General features: G+C 46.2%; 19 protein-coding genes. 10 read left to right on the forward strand and 9 right to left on the reverse strand.

Annotated features, from left to right (window positions below):
• Positions 1–388: 388 nt before the first annotated feature.
• Entirely contained in the window at positions 389–754 is a 366-nt protein-coding gene (locus QUB44_RS03490) for a hypothetical protein (RefSeq protein ID WP_333363165.1), read from the forward strand.
• A 192-nt stretch (positions 755–946) separates the two neighbouring features.
• On the opposite strand, the gene QUB44_RS03495 is transcribed toward QUB44_RS03490, so the two are convergent.
• On the reverse strand, positions 947–1,861 hold the full coding sequence (locus QUB44_RS03495; RefSeq protein WP_333363168.1) for an MvdC/MvdD family ATP grasp protein: 915 nt from the start codon (positions 1,859–1,861) through the stop codon (positions 947–949).
• A gap of 152 nt (positions 1,862–2,013) precedes the next feature.
• The gene (locus QUB44_RS03500) at positions 2,014–2,151 is read right to left on the reverse strand and encodes a hypothetical protein (protein WP_333363172.1); all 138 of its coding nucleotides are present in this window, start codon (positions 2,149–2,151) and stop codon (positions 2,014–2,016) included.
• A gap of 557 nt (positions 2,152–2,708) precedes the next feature.
• Here QUB44_RS03500 and QUB44_RS03505 point away from each other — a divergent pair.
• Entirely contained in the window at positions 2,709–3,545 is an 837-nt protein-coding gene (locus QUB44_RS03505; RefSeq protein ID WP_333363175.1) for a pentapeptide repeat-containing protein, read from the forward strand.
• 413 nt (positions 3,546–3,958) lie between these two features.
• Here the strand turns inward: QUB44_RS03505 and purM are convergent, their stop codons facing one another.
• Positions 3,959–4,987 carry a phosphoribosylformylglycinamidine cyclo-ligase gene (gene purM / locus QUB44_RS03510; RefSeq protein ID WP_333363179.1) on the reverse strand — a complete coding sequence of 343 codons (1,029 nt, stop codon included), beginning with the start codon at positions 4,985–4,987 and terminating at the stop codon, positions 3,959–3,961.
• Between the two features lie 494 nt (positions 4,988–5,481).
• On the opposite strand from purM, the gene QUB44_RS03515 reads away from it, so the two are divergent.
• The 4 genes from QUB44_RS03515 (at position 5,482) to QUB44_RS03530 (ending at position 10,801) form a co-directional block, all read left to right on the forward strand.
• On the forward strand, positions 5,482–6,558 hold the full coding sequence (locus QUB44_RS03515) for a septal ring lytic transglycosylase RlpA family protein (RefSeq protein ID WP_333363182.1): 1,077 nt from the start codon (positions 5,482–5,484) through the stop codon (positions 6,556–6,558).
• Positions 6,559–6,753: 195 nt separating this feature from the next.
• On the forward strand, positions 6,754–8,346 hold the full coding sequence (locus QUB44_RS03520) for a bifunctional pantoate--beta-alanine ligase/(d)CMP kinase (protein WP_333363186.1): 1,593 nt from the start codon (positions 6,754–6,756) through the stop codon (positions 8,344–8,346).
• Positions 8,347–8,840: 494 nt separating this feature from the next.
• Entirely contained in the window at positions 8,841–9,776 is a 936-nt protein-coding gene (locus QUB44_RS03525) for a polysaccharide deacetylase family protein (protein ID WP_333363189.1), read from the forward strand.
• Positions 9,777–9,937: 161 nt separating this feature from the next.
• Positions 9,938–10,801 carry a Uma2 family endonuclease gene (locus QUB44_RS03530; RefSeq protein ID WP_333363493.1) on the forward strand — a complete coding sequence of 288 codons (864 nt, stop codon included), beginning with the start codon at positions 9,938–9,940 and terminating at the stop codon, positions 10,799–10,801.
• Positions 10,802–10,822: 21 nt separating this feature from the next.
• On the opposite strand, the gene QUB44_RS03535 is transcribed toward QUB44_RS03530, so the two are convergent.
• The 3 genes from QUB44_RS03535 to QUB44_RS03545 all read right to left on the reverse strand — a co-directional run bounded on the left by QUB44_RS03535 (position 10,823) and on the right by QUB44_RS03545 (position 13,386).
• Positions 10,823–11,305, reverse strand: coding sequence for a GNAT family N-acetyltransferase (locus tag QUB44_RS03535; RefSeq protein WP_333363192.1), 483 nt, complete (start codon positions 11,303–11,305; stop codon positions 10,823–10,825).
• A gap of 196 nt (positions 11,306–11,501) precedes the next feature.
• Positions 11,502–12,569 carry an FAD-dependent oxidoreductase gene (locus QUB44_RS03540; RefSeq protein ID WP_333363195.1) on the reverse strand — a complete coding sequence of 356 codons (1,068 nt, stop codon included), beginning with the start codon at positions 12,567–12,569 and terminating at the stop codon, positions 11,502–11,504.
• A gap of 64 nt (positions 12,570–12,633) precedes the next feature.
• Entirely contained in the window at positions 12,634–13,386 is a 753-nt protein-coding gene (locus tag QUB44_RS03545; RefSeq protein ID WP_333363198.1) for a methyltransferase domain-containing protein, read from the reverse strand.
• Positions 13,387–13,862: 476 nt separating this feature from the next.
• Here QUB44_RS03545 and QUB44_RS03550 point away from each other — a divergent pair, with 476 nt between their 5' ends.
• Both QUB44_RS03550 and QUB44_RS03555 read left to right on the forward strand, forming a co-directional pair.
• Positions 13,863–14,708: a YaaW family protein gene (locus tag QUB44_RS03550; RefSeq protein ID WP_333363201.1), complete on the forward strand. Its 846-nt coding sequence runs from the start codon at positions 13,863–13,865 to the stop codon at positions 14,706–14,708.
• Between the two features lie 43 nt (positions 14,709–14,751).
• Positions 14,752–16,251 (forward strand): O-antigen ligase family protein, encoded by a 1,500-nt coding sequence (locus QUB44_RS03555; RefSeq protein ID WP_333363204.1) that lies wholly within the window; start codon positions 14,752–14,754, stop codon positions 16,249–16,251.
• Between the two features lie 214 nt (positions 16,252–16,465).
• Here the strand turns inward: QUB44_RS03555 and glmS are convergent, their stop codons facing one another.
• From glmS to QUB44_RS03570, 3 genes are all read right to left on the reverse strand, one after another.
• The gene (gene glmS, locus QUB44_RS03560; RefSeq protein ID WP_333363207.1) at positions 16,466–18,388 is read right to left on the reverse strand and encodes a glutamine--fructose-6-phosphate transaminase (isomerizing); all 1,923 of its coding nucleotides are present in this window, start codon (positions 18,386–18,388) and stop codon (positions 16,466–16,468) included.
• A gap of 159 nt (positions 18,389–18,547) precedes the next feature.
• The gene (gene psaC, locus QUB44_RS03565) at positions 18,548–18,793 is read right to left on the reverse strand and encodes a photosystem I iron-sulfur center protein PsaC (RefSeq protein ID WP_015175986.1); all 246 of its coding nucleotides are present in this window, start codon (positions 18,791–18,793) and stop codon (positions 18,548–18,550) included.
• A 269-nt stretch (positions 18,794–19,062) separates the two neighbouring features.
• Positions 19,063–19,968 carry a CoB--CoM heterodisulfide reductase iron-sulfur subunit B family protein gene (locus tag QUB44_RS03570; RefSeq protein WP_333363210.1) on the reverse strand — a complete coding sequence of 302 codons (906 nt, stop codon included), beginning with the start codon at positions 19,966–19,968 and terminating at the stop codon, positions 19,063–19,065.
• 384 nt (positions 19,969–20,352) lie between these two features.
• Here QUB44_RS03570 and acpP point away from each other — a divergent pair, with 384 nt between their 5' ends.
• Together acpP and fabF are read left to right on the forward strand one after the other, a co-directional pair.
• Entirely contained in the window at positions 20,353–20,607 is a 255-nt protein-coding gene (gene acpP / locus QUB44_RS03575) for an acyl carrier protein (RefSeq protein ID WP_006633716.1), read from the forward strand.
• A gap of 97 nt (positions 20,608–20,704) precedes the next feature.
• Positions 20,705–21,958: a beta-ketoacyl-ACP synthase II gene (fabF, locus tag QUB44_RS03580; RefSeq protein WP_333363213.1), complete on the forward strand. Its 1,254-nt coding sequence runs from the start codon at positions 20,705–20,707 to the stop codon at positions 21,956–21,958.
• Positions 21,959–22,319 lie beyond the last annotated feature (361 nt).

Raw genomic sequence — 22,319 nt, forward strand, 5'->3', positions numbered from 1 at the left:
TTTCCTTGTTTCTTTAGATTCACTTCGTCGATCGGTACGATCGACTGATCATCGGTACGATCGACTGATCATCGGTACGATCGACTGATCATCGGTATGATCTACTGATTGTCGGTTCGATCGACTGATTGTCGGTTCGATCGACTGATTGTCGGTTCGATCGACTGATTGTCGGTTCGATCGACTGATTGTCGGTATGATCGAATCAATGACGTGGCAATCGCCTGACTCACTCTTTTAAGATACAAGGGGCGGGTTCACCAACAATACCTGCCAATAATTAACAATCTCAAAAACCCGCCCCGGCCGAGATATCGCGAGAGATCCACAGGACAGGATATAAGGATCGAATTAAGCGAGTAGATTCAAGTAGAATCCCGGAAGCATTATGAAATCTGACAATTCGGCTATTACCTATAATATCGGTCAAAAATGGGCTGTGAATCTTTGCTGTGAAGCAGAAGAAAAACTGGAATTGAGAGTTGCAAAAATCGTTGGGTATTTAGACAAAAATTATCTCTTAAAGCAATGGGCAATATCTGATATTGAAGCTACGGGCAGTTACGGCAATTGCTGGACTGCGCGGTGTAATAATCAGGAAATATTTCAAGTATCTACTTCTGATTTGTTGGAGGTAATGAGGGAAGAAGGTCAAGTTATTGAATTAAATGCTAGTTTGATAAAAGATGACGAGGAATTGTTTAAAATATTGATTCGAGATGGGGTTTCAATTGACTTGGCAGCGGGGAGATGATGCCGCTGACGGTTTTGGGGAAATATGTTTATATTGACAAATAACTATTTATGTGGTAATTGACGTAAGAGCGCACTTCAAAAAGCTCGATCGCCCTCTGTCAGAGAATGCTGAGAAAAAGAAGGGCGATCGCTTTTCTCCACCTGTTATCTACTGCTATTTCTAACGTAATTTTATCTCAGTGCTGGCTGATTAGCGTGGTTTAGTCAGAAGCTTAACTAATTCCTGAGTAACTGGAAAACCAGTCTGACGTTCAAAATACAGAAATAACGGATTAGAGTTTGCTTCTAAAAAAACATACTCACCTGTTGGATCTAAACGCCAGTCAATAGCTGTCCATAGCAATCCAAAATTTTTTGCAATATCTAAAGATTGCTGACGAATATGTTCGGGCAAATTTACTGGAATTAGTTGGGAAGTTTTGTCTTGCCGAAAATCAACTGAATCGCTTTTCACTTCAGCCGAATAAACAGATTCATCAATTAAATAGGTACGAATATTAGTGCCAGGAATGTACTCCTGAAAAGTGACTGGCGACATCTTCAATGCTAAACTTAAACGCTTAGGTTCTAAATGAAAATCTGTTATAAATTGCGTCCAAGCTCCACCACAGACAGGTTTAAAAATAACCCTTTCTTTAGACTCTGCAAACTTAATAACTTGTTCGGGATCATTGGTGGTTAGCGTGGCTGGAACCTTAATACCAAGTTTTTTGGCATTTGAAAGCTGCAAAGGTTTTTCTTCGTGAATCCTGTACGATATGTCCCAAGGATTTACCCAGAAAGCAGGAGATGACTTGAGGATTACTCTTAAAGTAGTTGTAGAATCATCTAACGCTATTTGTTCCTTCCTTGGATTACCGAGTGCTGGAATATAAGGATCAGAAATCCTTCGCAAAAAAATACTGTGAATGCTTTCTATGTTTAATTTGTAACCGTCTGCCAAAACTAAATAGCTTTTTTCTGTCTCTGACTCCCAAGATGCTTTCAACTGAATTGGTAAAAGACGTGTGTTTAAGTGTACCACTGTTGAATTAGCTTCCTTAAGACCTTTCGTAAGATGAATAACGTGAACGTCTTTTGGGTTGCCAAGAATAAGATTAATCATGCAAGAGAAAATACTGGGGAGGGTTGACAGTGACTTTTTATACTAAATAAATAGGTGAGTAGAATCAAGTTAGAAGACTCATCTTGAGTTGCCCTTCCGGGCTGAGCCACTAAAAATTCTTTAACTTAATTCTCTTCACCTACTCACACTTTTTAACTTTCAATTCGATAGTCTGAAATCATACTAACCGCTGCGTCATTACCCAGAGACTCATCCTCAGCCTCAATCACAGCAGATTCTAAGTCAATAGACTCTAGTTCCGACAGTTCTAAATCAAAAGGGTGGTTCATAAATTTCTCCTTTGGTTACAAATATTCCGGTGAAAAACGTAGCTATCATGTCAGTCGATGAGATATCGACAGTCTACCCCAGATAAGCATCTACGGCGTTAATTATCCCCTGAGATTTCAGCGCGCCTGTTTTCACAAGCGGACTACTGTCCCAGTAATTTTGTTTTCTCTGCTTCCAACGCTTTTCGTGCTGAGTCAGTTAAGTTTGACTTCGTAAGCTCGTTATTAATCCTGTCAAGTTGAGAACTACTCCCTGAGCTACCACTAGAATGACCCTGTTTACGTTTTTCTCCGTCTGTTTCTTTTCCCGGTTCTATACGGTCTCTAGGTTCTTTGTCTATTGACGATATTAAACAGTACCTCTTTGTCTACTTGAGAAATAGTTTAGCAACTTTATTTCATCTTAGATAGTTATAAAAAGTAATAAAAAAGTAATAAAAAAGTAATATTTGCTGCAAATTACGGTACAATGCAGTCAAAGGAGAAAACCCATGTTCTAAAGGTTAGGTTGTGCCCTACACGAATATTAAGGCTCTGCAAGTGAGGAATTTTGACAAATGACTGTGGAAGAAGCGCTAGACATTGTAGGAGTTGCTCTAGACTACAAAGGGCTAAACAAAGTTCAAGAGCTAGTGTTTAGGCAATCCTGGGAAGGACGATCGTATGTAGAGATAGCTAGAAGCAACGACTATGAACCTGATTATATCAAAGATGCTGGTGCTAAACTCTGGAAGCTACTCTCAAAAGCATTAGGGGAAAAAGTCAAAAAAGATAACTTACAGTCCGTCCTGAAACGATACTTACGGCGAAATCAAGTGAACTTACAGCGAAATCTGGTAATTGAAGTTAATCTTAGCGGTGCAAATCTAAGTGGAGCTAACCTAAGTGGAGCAGGACTATTCGCAAACTTAGTTGAAGCAGATTTGTCGAGAACAGATTCAGACAAGCCTATCATACCCGATGCTAGCACTGAATCAAATAAAGAAAATACATCGAGTGAAGATGGACAAAACCAGGAAATTCAGTCGAACTCTCAAGAAGCAGTCTATAACTGGAATGGTTTTCGCCTTCACTCCGACGCACAAGTGAAAATTGCCGAAATACTCGATCGCACTTCCACTCTCTTCATCCCCAACTCCCAACTGCGACTCGCAACACCCGCCGGCAGACAAAACCAAGAAGCTGACTTCCTGATCTTCCACCAAAACAAGCTAGGGATACTGAAAATTGACAGCGAATTATCCCATCCAAACACAACAGAAGATGAAAAGTGCCAGCTTTTCAGAGATTCTGGCATCAGTCTTGTCAAACATTACGATGCTACCCGATGCAGCGAACAACCGGCTCTAGTGGTGCAGGAGTTTTTGGAAATTTTGAGTCACGTACAAGCCTAATAAGGTGTTTTTTATTTAAACTGTGATACAAACATTACCTTGATTTTTGATATTTTCTCTTTTCAAGAATTAACAATCCTTTATTTCAGAGTCGATGTAATAAATAGTATATATCTTCAATTAATTTAAACATTCGGCGGAAAATTTTACACTAATTCACGGAACTAATTTTGAATTATACCATATTTAAAAGCACAATAGCTTATTTCAATTGCCTTTAAATTTGTAGCAACGAGTTATCTCTTGTGAATTCCTTTTTCTCTTTCATCCTCTGCGTCCTCTGCGGTTACTTTCAAAATTATAAATTTAACCGCAGATATACACAGATGAAGGCAGATTGAGATTGTCTGTTAACGAATAAAACAAAGCGAAGCAATCTTCAGCCCCTGGGATTGCTTCTTACTAATTACCCATTAACCGTTATCCATGATCAATTCTCCGTTCCCCTCAATCACTTCCCCGATCGCCCAAGCACTAATTCTCTGAGATTCAAACCATTTAACAGCCTGTTCTACTTCCCTCGAATCAAGCAACAGCACAAAGCCAATCCCCATATTAAAAGTATTGAACATATCTGCTGTGGCAACTTGACCCGCTTCAGCAATCCACTGGAAAATTGGTAAATTTGGCCAGCTATTGCTGTCAATTCTGACAGATTGATTAACTCCCAAACAGCGGGGCAAATTTTCCGGCAAACCGCCGCCCGTAATGTGAGCCATGCCGTGAATTTCTAGACCGCTCTTAATTGCTTCGAGGACTGGTTTCACATAAATTTTAGTCGGAGTTAGCAGCACTTCTCCTAAAGTTTTGCCACCTAACTTTTCGGGTTGGGAATCCCAGCCAAAACCCCGATCGCCCGCAATTTTTCTCACCAAACTAAAACCGTTGCTGTGCACGCCCGAACTTGCGAGTCCCACAGCCACATCTCCCACCTGCACCCGCGAACCGTCCAACAATTTGCTCTTTTCGACAATTCCCACACAAAACCCCGCCAAATCGTACTCACCCGCTTGGTAAAAACCGGGCATTTCTGCCGTTTCCCCTCCGAGCAAAGCACAGCCTGCTTGCTTGCAACCGTCAGCAATCCCGGCTACCACCGCAGCTAATTGTTCGGGATTTAACTTTCCCGTGGCTAAATAATCGAGAAAAAAGAGGGGTTCGGCCCCGGATGTCAGCACGTCGTTGACGCACATCGCCACCAAGTCGATACCTACCGTGTCGTGCCGATCGAGATTGTGGGCCAATTTCAACTTAGTCCCAACGCCGTCAGTACCCGAAACCATCACCGGCTCTTTTAAACCCTCCGGGACGCTGAAAAACCCGCTAAACCCGCCGAATCCGCCCAAAACTCCCGATCTGTGCGTGCTCTTGACCATACTCCCGATGCGCGAGACAAAAGCTCTGCCCGCCTCAACATCCACACCTGCTTCTCGATAATCCATAAGTCCGCCAAATCGATTTCTTCTAATTTTTAGTTTATTCCCATAACAGTTGACAAACAGCTTTTTTAAGACTAGCCATTCCGTAGCCCACAAAATACACTAAAGTTTTGTAAATTTTTGTAAATTTTTCCGTAAAGACTGAAACGGCTGTAAGCACTGGAACTAAAGGGTTTTATGATAGAGGGTTTTGAGAAGATTTTATGAAGATTTGGTGAAAATCGCGATTGCAGCGATCCCCAACCACAAAAGTTTGTGGTAGTCTGTTGCAGTTCGTGAACAAAACACAAATTGCGGATCGAGTACGAGTTGTCAAGTATCAGGGAAGTTTCCGCCAATTTTTTTTGGGCGGAAGCATTAAAGCAAAAACGCACCCGGATACTTTGCTTTGACTCACGGAGGAATGGCGAAGGGCAAGAGAGAAATCCTTGACGCCCGCCGCCAAACGGCCAATCCTCCAATCTCGGTTGGCAATGGCTATTCACAAAAATGGACGTATGAAGGAAAAATTTGTTGGTGGTCTACTCGCTGTCCTGTTAGTTCCTGTGGTAGGAACGGCATCCTCTTGTCACGCACAAGCAACAGGTGCCGACAACGAAAACTCTCAGGTTTCCGAGCAAGTAATTGCTACCCAACCGTCCCGGCAGTTAAACGCTACTCGGGTCGAAGCGCAAAAAGTCGGACAGTATCAGTATCAAGCCAGAGCTGAAATTGCCCGAGACTCGATCGCCAAAATTCAGCCCCACGACTTAGGCGGGCGACAAGCAGCGACAGTCTACGTGCGAAACATTCCAGTCATCACCTTTCTGAACGCGAATCCGGAAACAAACACGCCTTTGGGAGAAACTGGCAACAGCCAAGCCGGTGCTAGCAGTCCGTCAAAATTAGCGGGCTCCAGAGAAAATCCCAAAGTTGGAAACATTGCCAGCAACTCTAGCAATCAAGAACCCGATCCAGTTTGGCGGGCATCAAGCTTAGCAGCAAGACTCAATCAGCTAGCCCGCAACAACATCGATCCCAAAAGCATTACCGTTAAGTGGGAAAAAGGCGATCGCTACATTATCCAGGCAAACGGTGAGGACTTGGTAAACATCAACGCCGAAACCATCCTCCCCGACACCACTAGCGACTTTAGCCGAGACGCCCTGCAAGCAACCAATCGCCTCCGCCGACTTATGGGCAACGCCCCACCCCTGGAAGAAGTCGCAGGCAAACCCCAACCAGAACGCTCCGTGCTGTCTATGGGCCCAGTTCAAGTGCGCCTCAGCGGCTGGGCTTCCTGGTACGGCCCAGGATTTAACGGCAACCTCAGCGCCAGCGGCGAGCGTTTCAACCAAAATGATATGACCGCAGCCCACCCAAATTTGCCTTTTGGAACGAGAGTCATGGTGAGAAATCTCGACAACGGCCGCACCGTGGTTGTCCGCATTAATGACCGCGGCCCCTATGTGGGCGATCGGCTCATTGACTTGTCCGCAGGCGCCGCCAACGTGCTAGGAATGATCAGCAGTGGTGTTGCGAGAGTGGAAATCGAAGTGATCGAACCGCAGCAGCAAACAAAAGTTGAACGCTGAACGGTAGTCTCAGGCAGAATACAAAAGTTATCCGAAGTGTAGAAGGCAGAAAGTAGAATAAAACTGACATCTTGCACCATTCTTTATAGAAGAAGCCCGAAAGCCTGTTCTTGAGGATGGTGCAAGATGTCAACTCAAACAAATTCTGACAAATAAACTCTGCATTCTGCCGAATGCCTTCAGGAGATTCTACCGGTGCGCCTGTTTACTACCATTGCAGCACTTCGCTGCTACTTAAATTTACAAAAGTCTGCTGCACCTCATTTGACAGTCGGTTTGGTGCCGACGATGGGAGCTTTGCACGCAGGGCATCTGAGCTTGATCCAGCGGGCAAGGCAAGAAAATGCGATCGCCCTGGTCAGCATTTTTGTCAACCCGCTGCAATTTGGGCCGACAGAAGATTTTCAAGATTATCCTCGGAATATCGAGCAAGACCGGCTGTTGTGCGAACAAGCTGGGGTTGATGCCATATTTGCTCCCTCAGCAACTGAAATGTTCGGCAACCAAGCGGTCGAACGCACAGAAACAGAGCAAACCGCCCAAAAACAGATAGAGATTCACCTTTCATCCTTGACTCAAGTAGTGCCGCCAGCGGCGATGACATCGGTTTTGTGCGGCAAAGCAAGGCCCGGTCATTTTCAAGGCGTCGCGGCAATTGTTACTAAACTTTTGAGTTTGGTGCAGCCGACAAAAGCTTATTTCGGTCAAAAAGACGCCCAGCAGCTAGCAATGATTCGCAAGCTGGTCTTGGATTTTAACTTGCCTGTAGAGATTGTCGCTTGTCCGATCGTCCGCGAAGAATCGGGACTGGCAATGAGTTCTCGCAATCAGTATTTAACAGCAGAGCAAAAACAGCAAGCCTCCGTACTCTACCGCGCGCTGCAACAAGCCTCGGAAACTTTTTATTCAGGCGACCGTATCGCAGCGGCCGCACTCGCAGCGGTGCGCGCAGCAGTCGCAGGAGAGCCCGCAGTCAAGCTCGAATACGCCGATCTCGTCGAGCCCGACACTTTGACCCGCTTGCAGGTTGTGGAAACAGCGGGACTTTTAGCCGTGGCAGCCAGAGTCGGCTCTACTCGCTTGATTGACAATATAATTCTCAGGAACCGCCGGCCCATTGTGGCGATCGACGGCCCGGCGGGAGCTGGCAAATCTACCGTAACTCGCCTTGCAGCAACAGCTCTGAACTTGTTTTATCTGGATACGGGCGCGATGTATCGGGCGCTGACTTGGCTGGCATTGAAAACAGGCACGCCGATTTCTGACGAATGCGCGATCGCCGAATTAATCAGTTCCAGTTATTTGGAATACAACCTCGATCCCGCATCAAAAATGTTGAAGATTAACGGCGAAGACGTAACCGAGGCAATTCGCAGTTTGGAAGTGACATCCCGCGTCTCGGAAATGGCGGCAATTCCCGCCGTGCGACAGTTTCTGGTGGAGGAACAGCGACGCTGCGGCACAAAAGGCGGAATTATAGCAGAAGGCCGCGATATCGGCACTAACGTGTTTCCCGATGCGGAACTGAAGATTTTTTTGACGGCTTCGGTACAAGAGCGATCGCGCAGGCGGCTGTTAGAACTTAAAGATAGCGATCGGGCTAATATTAGCTTGGCCCAATTGGAACAAGACATCGCCCTGCGAGACGAAAAAGACAGCACCCGCGAGGTTGCACCTTTGCGTAAAGCTGCCGACGCTGTGGAAATTCAAACAGACAATCTGACTGTTGCTGAAGTTATCGATCGGATTGTCGGCTTGTACAAAGAGAGAATCGGTCCTAAAAGTTAATTTTACGACGCTGGGGGCGCGCGATCGCCCTTATATCAAATCCAGTTAACCTCACATCTTGCACCCTTCTCGCGTTAACAGGCTTTCCGGCCTGTTGCACAAAGACTAAATTTTCTTGTGGAACAGGCAAGATGCCTGTTCCTAAAAAGCTTATTGACAATAGTGCAACATCTCAGGTTAAACCAACTTGCAGTCTCAGGTAGGGACGCGGGCCGATGCGGGCTGAGTCCCTAAGAATATAGTGCCATGAATCCGATTTGAGCGCCGTCCCCCTGGCTGGGGAAAAAGTTCAACCATCCCGCGTTTTCAGGGGTTAGGGCATTTCTGGCGTACAAATCTTAAATTTTTTTATCCGGACGGACTTCCCCGCGATCGGTTATTTCCAGTAGCATTTTTACGGACTGTCCAATTTAAGATTATCCTCTTAAGTGGATTAACTTGATATCAACATAAAATCTCAAATTAACTGTACAAGGTGTGAAGGAGAGAATGACGTGAGAAAATTGAAACTGCTGTGGAGGCGGCGAAAAACTTTAATCGTTGCTTTTATGGCAGCAACAGGAAGTTTTTTGCTGGGTGTAACATGGCCGGTTAACTTGCGGGCCAATCAGCCATTGCAACCGATTCAGGCGCAAGTCTTGGCAGTATCCCAGTCGCCAGAACAACCGCCGATGTCCAATATTAATAAGTTCTCCGAGGCGATCGCCCATCGAGTTGAATTTTCCCAAAGTGCTCTAGCCCAAGTGCAAGCAATCCGATTTCAATCAGCCGTACCGTCCCAGTTTCAAGGTACAACCATTCGTCACGCGAAACTCGACTCCCAGCACAAGGCGATCGCCCTGACATTTGACGACGGCCCCTGGCCGAAAACAACTACACAAATCCTAGATATTCTGAAGGAAAATAATATTAAGGCTACATTCTTCTGGGTAGGAAGATACCTGCACAATTCTCCCGAAATTGGCAAACAGGTCGCAGCAGCAGGTCACGCGATCGGCAATCACACTTGGAACCACCAATACCTTCAGTATAACGAAGACGGTGCCGCTCGCGAGATTGATCGCACTTCATCCTTAATTGAGGAGTTAACCGGCATCCAAACATCGATGTTCCGCCCGCCAGGAGGCATTTTAAACAATGGATTGACAGCTTATGCTCAAAAGAAAAATTATGCAGTTGTGATGTGGTCTGCTGATTCTTTTGATTGGCGCACCCTTACGGAATCTTTGATAGACAACGTGATGAGGCAGGCAAATTCCGGCGGCATTGTGCTGATGCACGACGGCGGCGGCAATCGAGCAAGAACTGTAAAGGCTTTGCCTGATATTATTGCTCGATTGAGAAATCAAGGGTACAGTTTCGTAACAGTTCCCGAGTTATTGCAGATGCAAGAACAAGGCTTAGAACAACAGGAAACAGCACAAAAATAACTATTTGGAAAAGTGGGAATTTACACCATTTTTCCATTTTTTTTGTAGGTCGATTGCTCGATTTTTTAGAACGATCGCTATCTTGGGCTACACAAATTGATCGACAATCGCTACGCTATAACAGAGCATCAGTTCGATCGCGAATCGATCACGTACCAGCCATGACCCAAAGTCTTAATGCGACAGGGTTGCCCCCCGCCTTCCCGGATCACACCCAACTCCCTGAATCCGACGGCACGTTTGTGAAGAACTTCCAAGAACATCCCCAGAGCATTCTGTTAACCGACTCCCTAGAAAGCACACTGCAAACCCTTCACCCCGACGGACAATATGCGATTGGGCAAGATTGTGGCATCTACTGGCGCGAAACCGACCCACCCGAACGCGGAGCCGAAGCCCCTGATTGGTTCTACATCCCCAACGTTCCGCCCCTATTAGACGGAGAAATTCGCCGCTCTTACGTGCTGTGGCGCGAGTATATGGTGCCAATAATTGCGATCGAATTAGCCTGTGGGGATGGTTCCGAAGAACGCGACAACAGGCCTTTATCTCGTTTGCCAGAAGGTATTACTCAGAAACCAGGGAAGTTTTGGGTATACGAACAGATTATCCGCATCCCCTACTACGCCATCTATACAATTAAAACCAGCCAACTGGAAGTCTACAACTGGGTGAACGCCCGCTATCGCCTGTTGGAACCGAACGATCGCGGACATTACCCGATCGACCGCATGGGAGTAGAGTTAGGCGTATGGGAAGGCAGCTATCAAAATCAGACACAACGGTGGTTGCGCTGGTGGGATAACGAAGGGAATTTGTTGCTGACGGGGAGCGAGCAAGCTCGACTCGAACGCCTCCACACCGAACAGGAACGCCAGCGGGCTGAAGCTGAGCGTCAACGAGCCGAGCGCGCGGAGCAAACACAACAAGATGCTATCCCTCAACTACTGGCAATGGGTTTGACTGTCGAACAAGTTGCCCAGGCGCTTTCTCTGTCGGTGGAAGATGTGCAGCGTTTGGGATAAAGCTCTGCTTCTTTATCCTTGCTATTGCAACAACTTCTCCATAAACACACGACATACACTATCGTTGTATCTCTCAATTGGATAAAAGCCAAGCTTCCTATAAAGTTTGAGTGCCTCTGGTTGTCGCTCTTCGTTTGCTAGGTCAAGCCTAATCTTCCGATAACCTGCCGCGAGTGCGAAATCAAAGAGTATTTGAGCCATTTTCCAGCCTAACCCCTGTCCTCGATACTCTTTGAGAAACCACATCCGCTTAAGTTCGCAGATTTCATCATTGAGTTTTCGGATTGCTCCAGTGCCTACAACCTGCTCACCGTCAACCAATACCAAGAACGTGCCGTTATTGTCGAAATAGTGCGATCGTACATTGTCAATATCAGACATCGAATCATAGCCGCTCAACTCATTCTTGGTTAGTACGCCATCCCAAATTTCTAGACATACCGCAATGACTACTTGCTTGGCTTGTTCAATTTGATGTTGCTTAATTGGTTTAATCTCAACCACTTGCTTTGTTTTAAATTGTCATTACATAACCAAATCTAACATTAGTAGGACTTACGCATAAATATCAAATAAACCGGGTTTTTTACCCGTGTTAAAATCTCAAATACAGTATTTTCGTAAAAAACCAGGTTTCTGCGTAAGTCCTAATCAGCTTAACTTTTATTTTCCTACGAACAGAACCTTACTTTTAGCCATATTACCAATTTAGGCTGGAATCTAACGGCAAATTTTGCAACTGAGAATTCACCCAATTAGCCGCCGCCAAACCCGATCGCAAAGCAGCCTCTATTTGACCTTCCCCGCACAAATCCCCCGCACAAACCAGCGGCAAATTTCCCCCTGCAGGCAAACAAGAAACAGGCAAAGGACTTCGACAAAAAGCATAGCGCCAGCGGTGAACCTGTAACCATTCTGGCTGCTTCAGCCAAGGGATTAAATATTCAGAAGCTCTCGAAAGCAATTCTTGACCAACAGTTTCCAAATCAGCAGCTTCTAAATAGCGTTCTGCAAAATTTGTGCTGCTGTGAACCACAAACACAGGCTGGTGCGACTCAAGCCGCTTGCTGCTATCTAAACCAACCCAAGCTAAATCAGAATTATCGGGAAAAGAAACAGATTTCCACTGCGGATTTAGATTACTTAAATCTTGCTGTTTTGCCGCAGGATAGCCAGCCATAACGGTAATGCAAGGGTCGTACTCCACAGAACGCAATTTGTCAATAAAATCTGATTTCAAACCGATTTCCGCATCCAAAAACATTAAAGCTTGAGGTGCAGGAATTGCCACAACCACAACCTTAGCAATTAATTCTTGAGGTATCTCTAAATTGCTGTCAGTAACTTCTAGGGAAAGATGCCACATTTGGTTATCTGTAGTAGAAATAGCTTGTACGCGACGGCCAAACCCAATCTCTAAATCCTGGGCCAGATACTTACCGACAGCATTCATACCCGCAGGTGCGACATAACAACAGCGAGGAATAGCAGAAAGTTTTCCCTGTCTGAATTCGCAGACAGTATCAGTCCAGAGTTTGAGGATGTGGCGATCGACCAAAGCCTCAATTAACCCCTGCACCGCATCCCCCTGCGGTTCCAGATACCGCGCCCCGTGATCTGCCCTAGTACCCTGTACGCGGCGGGTAGCAACACGTCCCCCCGCGCCGCGAGATTTCTCAACAACCGCCACAGAATAACCAGCTTGACGCAACCGTTGAGCGCAACTGAGCCCCGCCATACCCGCACCAATCACCACAACATCGAACATAATTGGACTTTCAGATACATTACTTACCGGACTTTTTCTAGGAAATAAGCCTTAAGCTGATTTCTTAACTTGCAGTTAATTTGCGATAGCAACGAGCGGTAATTAAATGAGGGTGAAAAACCTCCATAAAATTAGACTGAAGTTTAGTAAAAAATGTGTTCATCTCTTGCTTATCTTCTAAATGAAAAGGAAATTCTTGATTAAAACCTTTAAAGAAATACCAGTTAAGGATAATCTTCCCTGACGGAGACAGCATTTTATGAAAATCCATCAATTGCTGACTGGGATTGAGTAAATGTTCCATCACATCTAAACAAATGATCGTATCAAAAGCCTCTGTAGGAGATACTTCTAGACTACACGAAATCTTCTCACTCAATCCTAACTTAGCAGCTCGGCTTTGAACAAAATTGCGATTTATGGGGTTAAGATCACAATAGACTACTTGTTCTACTTGAGGACAAAGAGCTGCTGCAATAGCATGAGTGCCAATACCGCCGCCAAAATCTAAAACTCGACCGGCAGCCATATCTGATATTAATGTTAAAGTGCCTCCTATGTAATCCTGATTGGACATATGCCAAGCTCCGAGGTCAAATAGGTAAGCTTGTCCGACTCCATCGCGATAAAACTCGCTAGCTTTTTTCCAATCAAAATCCCGATGACCTATTTCTTTTAGGGATTGTTGACCGAGAGCTAGCTCTTGTTCAATTGTTTCTAAATCTAAGTTTAAAAAATCCTGTAGATGCTGCTTGAGATTGAAAGTATCTTGCCAATATCCCTGCAAAAAAGACGGTGCGACAGAAGAAGACATCATTTACTTTGTGCTAAAAAAACCAAACTCATTATAGGATTAACTGACATTTTTTAACAGAAATAGACTAAATTATTTTTCTTTTGTTTATACCGAATAAAATAGTGGGGGTTCAGGGCAAAGGTTTTACTCCTCAATCTGCGGGGTCCCAGACGTACCGAGGGGTTCCGGGTTGGCTGTTGGGCATCTAAATTGTATTTTTAGGATCGGCGGGACACCAAAATTGACTGTAAAATTTAGATGCGCGTCCGCCGATCGATGTAGCTGCTGAGGTTATAGCTTCTAGCAGTCGGATCTTCTGTGCAAATCCTGCCGATCGTCCTGCGCCCGGTAGTAGAATAAGGGACAGCACGAATCCATGATTAAGACCCGATAAAAAATGCCACTGTAGGTAAATCCTAAATCCCACTGGTTGTCAACCAGCAGCAATCTAAAATCTAAAATCTAAAATCTAAAATCGTATACGGGAGGGCAAAATTTTGGACGAACTCAGAGCAGCACTCGAATTGACAACAGAAGAAGAATTGCAGCAACTAACAGAACTTCTGTTCAGCCGCAAGTTTAACCCTTTAGATTACGTGCAAACCCCCGCACCGATAGATGTACAAAGTCGAGATCGCCAAGCATGGCTCGACGCCGTAGAACAGCGGTTTCGGTATCTTGCAGCCGACGGGTTGACGGTACTCAGAGGGCGAACCCAACAAGTAACTTACAGACAAGCACTAATTCAAGTTTGTCGCTATCTCAAAATCCCTTATCCCAGACAGTTGTCAACCACCGACTTAGAGGCAGAAGTATTTCTGCACTTAATGGGCCGCGCGTGGAAGCGTTTACCTGCAGATGAACAGCAAGCGCTGACAGTGCGCGTACAGCGAGCGATCGTTGATTCTAAACTCTCAGAACCCCTGCCAATTTCTGCTGAAAAAGACCCGCTGGGTTTACTGTTCAAAGGCGGCAGCGCTTTAGCGGTTAGTTCCATCTTAAAACCAATGCTGCTCAAACTAATGGCCAATCAATTTGCGCTGCATTTTGCCACCTATCAAATGGCAAAACAAGCCGTGATTACAGGCACTGCAACCGCAGCAACCCAGTTTCAAAATTATGTCGCAATTCAGACGGCGCGGCGCGGTATGGCGGTGAGTGCGGCTCGTTACGGTGCGACGCGGAGCGTATTTTCGTTGGTCGGCCCGGTGATGTGGACTTGGTTTTTAGCGGATTTGGGTTGGCGATCGATTTCCACGAACTACGGCCGCATCATCCCGACCATTTTTGCCCTAGCTCAAATACGCCTGACGCGATCGGAATGCGTTTGGGAACTAGCTTAACGATGGTAAATTGTAGATTTTAGATTTGAGATTGGGAGTGTGGGTGAATATCAAAAAACGGTTGAAATTAGCTGCGAAACAGACAGCCAAAAATCTCAAGTCTCGCCTCCAAAAACATCCAGATCCCCGCCTGCAAATCCCTTGGAATTTCGCCCAAGTGGGGATGCTGATTTTTCCCTTAATTCCGATTTTGGGAGCTTTAGGTTTATTCCTGGGATTGGCCGGCACTTGCAAGCAAAAGTTCAGTCAAATTATTCGGCGCCCGTTGAATCGAGGATTCGCAATTCTGAGCGCGCTGCTAGTCATCACAGCCGTTTTTGCCAACAACCGCATTGAGGCTTTTGTCGGGTTGTACAATTTCTTGCCGTTCTTTATATTGTTTGCCACTTTCAGCAGTTTAATTAAAACTCTGCCTCAATTGCGACAATTGTCTTGGATGATTGTAATTAGTTCAATTCCAGTGATAATTTTAGGTCTGGGACAGCAATTTTTAGGTTGGAGCGGCATCGATCAATTGCAGCCTGTTTTTGGCTGGGTACTCGAACCCAAAGGCAATCCCCCCGGCCGTATGGCTTCTGTATTTATGTACGCTAATATTTTAGCTTGCTATGTGACAATTGCTTTTATTTTAGCAATGGGACTGTGGATGGAAGAAGTCAGTTGTCAGTTGTCAGTTGGCAGTTGTCAGTTGGCAGTTGTCAGTCGTCACCACTTACCAATGCCCAATGCCCAATGCCCAATGCCCAATGCCCAATTCCTATTTTTAAGTTGTGCAGTGATCGGAAATGCTGTGGCTTTGATTTTTACTAATTCTCGCAATGCTTGGGGACTGGCAGTTTTAACAGTTTTGGCTTTTGCATTTTATGCGGGTTATAAAAAATTATTAGCTGCGGTTTTGAGTGTGGCTAGCACAGTTTTTTTGTCTGCCTTTGGCCCGGAACCACTGCAGCAATCTTTACGAAGAATTGTTCCGGCTTTCTTTTGGGCTAGACTCACGGACGAGATGTTCCCAAATCGACCGACAGCTACTTTGAGAAAAACTCAGTGGGAATTTGCGTGGTCGATGACTCAGCAGCGTCCTTGGACTGGTTGGGGATTGCGAAATTTTACGCCTCTCTATCAAGCTCAGATGCAAGAATGGCTGGGTCATCCTCACAGTTTGATGCTGATGTTGACTGCGGAAACAGGGATACCGGCAACGGTTTTGTTGTTTGGTTTAGTTGGCTGGGTTTTGGCTAGAGGTGTTTTACTGCTGGCGAATTGGCCGCTTTTTCCTGCGGATATCAAACACGAGGAAATAGCCACACAGAAAGTAGCGGAAAATCCTTTAGTGTTAAATCAAAAATCTATAATTCATAGCAAAAATCAGGTAGTTTGTCAAGAGGTAAGAGCGGCCGATCGCCTAATTTTTTTCAGTTATTTATTAGCCTTTGCCGCCTGTACGCTTTTTAACACTGTAGATGTGACGCTGTTTGATTTTCGAGTCAATACTACAAGCTGGTTGCTGTTAGCCGCAATTTGCGGAGTCAGCCAGAGGGAATAGGGCATCGGGCATCGGGCATCGGGCATCGGGCATCGGGCATGGGGCATCGGGCATGGGGCATCGGGCATCGGGCATACCTCACCACGCGATCAAACCGCTATAACAACTGTTAACAGTCAACAGTCAACAGTCAACAGTCAACAGTCAACAGTCAACAGTCAACTGCCAACAGTCAACAGTCAACAGTCAACAGTCAACAGTCAACTGAATTCTTTTATTCTACCGTCACCGACTTCGCCAAATTTCGTGGCTGATCCACATCCAAACCCCGACGGGCTGCAATGTGATAAGCCAACAATTGCAGCGGAATCACTGTCACAATCGGCGACAACAATTCATCCACCAAAGGCACCGGCAAAATGTGGTCAAAAATATCTGCTTCCGCCACACCTTGCTTCGGCGTAACACCAATTAAACGGGCGTCGCGGGCCTTCGCTTCCTGAGCGTTGGAAAGCACTTTTTCGTAGACGCTTCCGGGCATGGCGATCGCCACTACAGGCACTTTCGCATCCAAAAGGGCGATCGGGCCGTGTTTCATCTCTCCGGCGGGATATCCTTCGGCGTGAATGTAGCTAATTTCCTTCAGTTTCAGCGCCCCTTCCAAAGCAATGGGAAAGTTAATTCCCCGCCCCAAAAAGATAAAATCTTGGGTTTCTGTAAACTGGTGGGACAATTCCTCCACATACTGTTCTTGAATCTCCAAAAACTTCTCAATTTCTGCCGGCAACTGGCGCAAACCAGCAATAATTTCTGCCAATCTCTCAGTGCTGATTGTTTGCCGCTGGTGCGCCAAATCCAAAGCTAAGAAATAGAATGCCATCAACTGAGTGACAAAAGTTTTAGTGGCAGCAACGCCGATTTCTATACCAGCGTGGGTGTTGATTACGTGTGGCATCATGTGGGCGATCGAACTTTCAGTTCGGTTAGTAATGCCTAACATTCTTGCCCGGAATTTATCCGTAAGACCCGCGCGGCGCTGCTGTTCCATTCCCAACGCAGCCAGCGTGTCCGCCGTTTCTCCCGACTGAGTTACCCCAATAGTTAAAGTATTTGCTGTCAGCGGTGGCGGTGCGTAGCGGTACTCCGAAGCGTACTGCACGGCAGTGGGAATATTAGCTAATTGTTCCAACAAATATTTGCCAATTAGCGAGGCGTGCCAGCTCGTTCCGCAGGCTAGAATCGAAATTTGTTCGACATCGGCGCAAAGTTCCTTGGGCAAGTTGAGATTGATGGGAGAACGCGGATTTCCCGGCTGCCAATCGCTGTCTAAATAAGCCTCCAAACAAGCTCGGACTACGGCTGGCTGTTCGTAAATCTCCTTGTGCATGAAGTGTTTGAAGCCTTGTTTTTCGACTAAAACCGGACTCCAACCAAGGATGCGCGGGCTTTTTTTCAGCCTTTCCCCTGCAAAGCTGTAAACTTCCACTCCCATCGGAGTTAGCCTTGCCAATTCGCCATTTTCCAAGGACAAAACAGTGCGGGTGTGAGATACTAAGGCCGGCGTGTCGGAAGCGCAGAAAAATTCGCCTGCACCAAAGCCAATCACCAAAGGAGCTTGCTGTCTGGCGACAATTATTTCGTCTGGAAAATCTGCACAGATAACGGCGATCGCAAAAGCCCCTTCTAATTTATTTACCGCCTTTAAAACAGTTTCCAAAAACGATAAATCAGCAATTTTCTCTGTTTTTTTATCTTTTTCTTCTTGCTTCTCCCTTTTTGCTTCTTGCAAAAACTCAGCTATTAAATGAGGAATAACTTCTGTATCGGTATCAGAGACAAATTTATGTCCCTTTGCTTTCAATTCTTCCCGCAACTCGCGATAATTTTCGACAATTCCATTTTGAACTACCGCAATTCGCCCGCTATTATCCAGGTGAGGGTGAGCGTTATATTCCTCTGGCTTGCCGTGAGTTGCCCAGCGGGTGTGTCCGATGCCGATGGGGGCCAGAGAGTCTATCTCTGCTAGCTTTTCCCGGAGGCTGTGCAATTTGCCCTTTGCTCGGATGCAGGTAATTTCTCCTTCGGAGATGGTAGCGAGGCCCGCTGAATCGTAGCCCCGGTATTCTAGTTTCTCCAATCCTGCTAGCAAAATCTCGCTTGCTGCTTGCGTGCCGATATAGCCAACGATTCCGCACATTTAACGTACTACTCCTGCTTAGCGATCGCAATAAAACTCAAGTTTTATCATTTTTACCTTCTTCGGGTCTTGAATGCAGATTCCGCGACAAAAAAAGAGGGGGCAATTTAATCGCCCCCTCTTTTTTGCCCGTAATTCGATCGGCGTGTCGATCGATTTTTAGTAAGCTAGACCCATACTGCGAGTGGTTTCTGCTCCCAGGTAAACCCGGATGCTGAGAAAATCGGTAGGGCAAGCAGTTTCGCAACGCTTGCAGCCTACACAGTCTTCAGTGCGGGGAGATGAGGCAATCTGAGCTGCTTTGCAGCCATCCCAGGGCACCATCTCCAAAACGTCAGTCGGACAAGCGCGGACGCATTGAGTGCAGCCGATGCAAGTATCGTAAATTTTGACTGAATGAGACATTGAATAAAGGCTCCCAACGAGTCACTAAAAATTTGCTGCCTCTGCGAATTAACAGATTTGACGGCGAGGTGCCACCGCTATAGCCTGCACAGAGAATTAAAGGTTAGTCTACCGCAGTGCCTGGAAGCACTTCGCGAAAAAGCGACAAAACTTCACAGTTATTCACGCTGCGAGTCTTATCAAAGTAGGTTCCTACTGAGCACGTCTGTGGTTAGAGCGGAGTTATCAAGGACGGACATCTTTACTACAAATTTGTGCAAATAGATCAATTAAAAGCCTAATTTTTCTAACACGGGCTTAGTTGAAACAATATGTCGATCGAGTCCTAGTTTTTTCGGCTCCACACCCAAAGCCAAAGCCACCAATTGCGACAAATGCAACACGGGCAAACCCAACTTGCGCCCGATTACTTTTTCCACCTCCGGCTGTCGCGAATCCAAATTTAAATGACAAAGAGGACAAGGTGTTACCATACAATCAGCCTCATTGTCAAGAGCATCTTGAATATGTTTGCCTGCCATCTGAAAAGATTGGTTAGTGGCATAACTAGCCAACGGCCAGCCGCAGCACTGCGTCCGCCCTCGATAATAAACCGGAGTTGCCCCGATCGCCCGAAATACATTTTCCATCGATTCCGGTTGGTGCGGGTCATCGTAAAGCAGCTTATCCTGAGCTCGCAGCAAATAACAGCCGTAAAAAGCCGCGCACTTCAAACCCGAAAGCTTGTGAGTGACTCGCTTTTGAACTTCCTCCAAACCGTAATCTGCAACGATCGCCCACAACAGATGTTTTACCTCGGTACTGCCTTGATAAGGCGAACAACCTTGCTTTTTGAGTAAACTGTTAACTTTATCTACGTAGTTGGGATCGGTTTTTTGGCAATCCTTGAGGCGATCGTCCACATGACCGATGACCCCTTGACAAGTGCTGCAATGCGTCAGCAAAGGCAGATTCAGTTCCTCAGCCAAAGCAATATTGCGAGCGTTGACAGTATCTTCGAGCAACTGCGAATCTTCCTTGAAAGTGCCAGAACCGCAGCAAGAAGCTTTTTTGAGTTCCACCAGTTCGATGCCCAACGCTTGAGTCAGGGCTTGGGTAGACAGGTAAAGTTCGCGGGCGGCCCCTTGGGCAACGCAACCGGGAAAGTAAGCATATTTGAGATTTGGGGATGGCATAATTGTTGCTGCTGGGGACACAAGGTTCGGGAAAAGAAACTTGAGCGGTCAAAGTCGGGAGGTTTCCTGCTTAGTTTTCCCTCTTTATAATTAACGTATCACCGCATAGCTAGAAGCCAATTGTCAGCTTTTCTCAAGCATTTTGAGTTGATGACTGACGCACCATCGACCAAAAACCCGGTTCCTCAACGTTATCAGGTGGCTAAATGAGATGATTGATTTGGAGCTATGTGCGTTTTTTTGCCTTAGTCGTAGAGTTACTGCGATCGTCCGTGTCCCAATTGTCGCTGACCCGTGTCACTTAGAAAAGCGGCCAGCCTTTCTCCAGCAGATCCCCCTTTCGGATAAGATTAGATACGCAGCAACCAATGAGGACACGATGTTATGAGCCAAGACGACATTTTTGCTAGAGTCCAGAAAATTGTGGCAGAGCAACTGGAAGTCGATAAGAGCGAAGTCAAGCCCGAAGCCAACTTTGCTAACGATTTAGGAGCAGATTCCTTAGATACTGTAGAGCTGGTCATGGCCTTGGAAGAAGAGTTTGATATTGAAATTCCTGACGAAGCAGCCGAAGGAATTACTACGGTTCAAGCTTCTGTAGATTTCATCAGCAGCAAACTTGCAGCTCCAAAAGCATAAAATACCTGTCTTTTCCCCTAAGAGGAGAGAAGTTAGAAAACTGGAAACTCCTCTTTTGTTCTGCGTTCTGGGTGTTTAATTTTTTGAAACTGAAATCATGACAAATTTAGAGCGTAAGCGCGTTGTTATCACGGGTCTCGGCGCGATTACACCGATCGGCAATACCTTGTCCGAATATTGGGACGGGTTGCTTGCCGGGAAGAATGGTATAGGCCCGATCACCTTATTCGACCCGTCGCGGCACGACTGCCGCTTTGCCGCAGAGGTGAAGGGTTTCGACCCACACGACTATTTAGAGCGCAAGGAAGCAAAGCGGATGGATCGCTTTGCTCAATTTGGGGTGTCAGCGAGCAAACAAGCTCTTGCTGATGCGAAGTTTGAGATTAACGACCTGAACGCAGAACAGGTGGGTGTCATTCTTGGCACTGGCATTGGTGGCCTGAAGGTTTTAGAAGATCAGCAAGAGATATATCTGACTCGCGGCCCCGATCGGTGCAGCCCGTTTATGATTCCCATGATGATTGCGAATATGGCCGCGGGCCTGACGGCGATTCACACGGGCGCTAAAGGGCCAAACTCTTGCACGGTGACGGCATGCGCTGCCGGGTCGAATGCCGTAGGCGATGCGTTTCGCCTAGTTCAGGGGGGTTACGCGCAAGCCATGATTTGCGGCGGTACGGAAGCTGCGGTGACACCTTTGTGCGTGGCGGGTTTTGCTGCGGCGAGGGCGCTTTCGACTCGCAACGATGACCCGACTCATGCTTCTCGTCCGTTCGATCGCGATCGTGATGGTTTTGTCGTCGGCGAAGGTGCTGGCATTCTGATGCTAGAAGAAATGGAACACGCTCTGGCGCGTGGCGCGAGGATTTACGCAGAAATCGTTGGCTACGGTTTAACTTGCGATGCCTATCACATGACTTCTCCGGTACCGGGGGGGAACGGTGCGTCGCGGGCAATGGCTTTAGCGCTCAAGGATGCGGGTTTGACGCCGGATCAAGTGAGCTATATCAATGCTCACGGCACGAGCACGCTTCCCAACGATTCTACTGAAACAAAAGCGATTAAGCAAACTTTGGGAGACCACGCTTACAAAGTAGCAATTAGTTCTACCAAGTCAATGACCGGTCATCTTTTGGGCGGTTCTGGGGGAATTGAAGCGGTGGCGACGGTAATGGCGATCGCCAATGACAAAATCCCGCCGACAATTAATCTAGAAAATCCCGATCCTGAGTGCGATTTGGACTATGTTCCTCATACAAGTCGCGATCTAAAAGTTGATGTGGCGCTGTCGAATTCCTTTGGATTTGGCGGCCACAACGTCACACTGGCCTTCAAGAAGTTTGTTCGGTAACGGCTAATCCAAAATCGAGAGTTAAAAGGTGAAAAATTAATTTTTCACCTTTTAATTTTTAGATAAATTTTAGATTTGGCGATCGGCTATTAAATAAATCAACTTAATTCAACCTAAAATGCGATCGCGCGTTAGAACCCCGCAACACTTTAACTGCTGGGAAGTTCTGCCTATTCTGTTTTTGATGAGCCGTTTCTCATATCACGTCCGGGTGAGCGCTTGACTCAAAACGGTTACTTTTCATGAGTCAAGCGCAACGAAGTAAGCGCGTTGCCGAAAGGGCGAGATTCTTCAGTTCCTTCAGAACTCAGGATGACAACTACTCAAGCGGACTTGATATGACTTAGTTTGTTAACAGAAA

This window comes from Microcoleus sp. AT3-D2 (assembly GCF_036705715.1).
Taxonomy (GTDB): domain Bacteria; phylum Cyanobacteriota; class Cyanobacteriia; order Cyanobacteriales; family Microcoleaceae; genus Microcoleus.

Coding starts and splice junctions, on each gene's coding strand:
- psaC (WP_015175986.1), bottom strand. CDS start 18,793: ATGTCTCATTCAGTCAAAATTTACGATACTTGCATCGGCTGCACTCAA.
- QUB44_RS03570 (WP_333363210.1), bottom strand. CDS start 19,968: ATGCCATCCCCAAATCTCAAATATGCTTACTTTCCCGGTTGCGTTGCC.
- QUB44_RS03490 (WP_333363165.1), top strand. CDS start 389: ATGAAATCTGACAATTCGGCTATTACCTATAATATCGGTCAAAAATGG.
- QUB44_RS03540 (WP_333363195.1), bottom strand. CDS start 12,569: ATGTTCGATGTTGTGGTGATTGGTGCGGGTATGGCGGGGCTCAGTTGC.
- QUB44_RS03545 (WP_333363198.1), bottom strand. CDS start 13,386: ATGATGTCTTCTTCTGTCGCACCGTCTTTTTTGCAGGGATATTGGCAA.
- QUB44_RS03500 (WP_333363172.1), bottom strand. CDS start 2,151: ATGAACCACCCTTTTGATTTAGAACTGTCGGAACTAGAGTCTATTGAC.
- acpP (WP_006633716.1), top strand. CDS start 20,353: ATGAGCCAAGACGACATTTTTGCTAGAGTCCAGAAAATTGTGGCAGAG.
- glmS (WP_333363207.1), bottom strand. CDS start 18,388: ATGTGCGGAATCGTTGGCTATATCGGCACGCAAGCAGCAAGCGAGATT.
- purM (WP_333363179.1), bottom strand. CDS start 4,987: ATGGATTATCGAGAAGCAGGTGTGGATGTTGAGGCGGGCAGAGCTTTT.
- QUB44_RS03530 (WP_333363493.1), top strand. CDS start 9,938: ATGACCCAAAGTCTTAATGCGACAGGGTTGCCCCCCGCCTTCCCGGAT.
- QUB44_RS03495 (WP_333363168.1), bottom strand. CDS start 1,861: ATGATTAATCTTATTCTTGGCAACCCAAAAGACGTTCACGTTATTCAT.
- QUB44_RS03505 (WP_333363175.1), top strand. CDS start 2,709: ATGACTGTGGAAGAAGCGCTAGACATTGTAGGAGTTGCTCTAGACTAC.
- QUB44_RS03515 (WP_333363182.1), top strand. CDS start 5,482: ATGAAGGAAAAATTTGTTGGTGGTCTACTCGCTGTCCTGTTAGTTCCT.
- fabF (WP_333363213.1), top strand. CDS start 20,705: ATGACAAATTTAGAGCGTAAGCGCGTTGTTATCACGGGTCTCGGCGCG.